This is a genomic window from Pseudoflavonifractor phocaeensis, from assembly GCF_016901955.1.
GTDB classification, from domain to species: domain Bacteria; phylum Bacillota; class Clostridia; order Oscillospirales; family Oscillospiraceae; genus Flavonifractor; species Flavonifractor phocaeensis_A.
Window position 1 is genome coordinate 1 of the sequence record NZ_JACJLC010000205.1, and the last position, 980, is coordinate 980.

The 980-nt window shown below is 59.0% G+C and carries 1 pseudogene; it reads right to left on the bottom strand.

Annotation, left to right across the window (positions count from 1 at the left end):
- A pseudogene (locus H6B51_RS17170) lies at positions 1 to 595 on the bottom strand (hypothetical protein); the annotation flags it as partial.
- Positions 596 to 980: the final 385 nt, after the last annotated feature.

The window sequence follows — 980 nt, forward strand, 5'->3', positions numbered from 1 at the left end:
GGGTCACCTTGGGGGTGGCGGTCACCACCGGAGTGGGCGGGCTGAGCTGCTTTAAGTACCGGTTGTACCGCTCCCGCATGGAGCCCTCGGCGTACTGGACAAACTCATTGCCCAGCCGCTGCTGGCCGTTGGTGATGCGGATCAGGGTGCCGTAATTCGTGGGCGTATAGGTATACCCCAGATCAAAAAAGGAACACACCGCCGCCACCGGCACGAATACGTACCCGTTGCGGTACACCGCCCGCATGTTCTGGGCGTTCCCCCGGCGGTCCACGCAGGTGCCCCGGTTCAGGTCAAAGGTGAGGATGTCGTTCAGGCTGTACAGGGTGAGCAGATACTCTTCCCCCTCCCGGATCATGCCGTAGGACACCCCCAGGTTCACCTTGGTCACCGTCCAGTCAAAGGCGGTATAGGGGATGTACAGCACCCCGCCGATCCAGGCCGGCATGGCCTCCACCGGCAGGTCGGCCATGACGTCGTTCTCCGCCAACAGGTAGATCTCGATCTCGTCCGCCGAGACCCGGCTCAGTCCCAGGATCCCCACCACCGCCGCCAGCGCCAGCAGCAGCGCCGCCAGCCGGTATTTCACGCTCATGGCCATTCCCTCCTTTTTATTTGGTATCATGATCATGTCAAGTTTTTCGGCCGCCCCGCAAGGGACAAAAAACGTCTGAAATAAAATGGATCATTGCCGCTTTTCGGCTATTATACCATGGTTTGTCCCACCGGTAAAGCCGGGAACGGCAGGGAGAATCTGGCCTTAAAAAATTTTCAAAATTTCCCGGAACTTTTTTCGTCCCTCCGCCGTCCAATACTGCGAACACAAAAAACGCTTGAAAAAAAGGAGAATGACCGCTATGAATCGTCGTCTTATCGCTCTGGCCCTGGCCGGAACGCTTACCCTGAGCATGCTCTCCGCCTGCGGCGGCGGCAATGACGCCCAGACTTCCCCCTCCCCTTCCGCCCCCGTGATCGAGAGC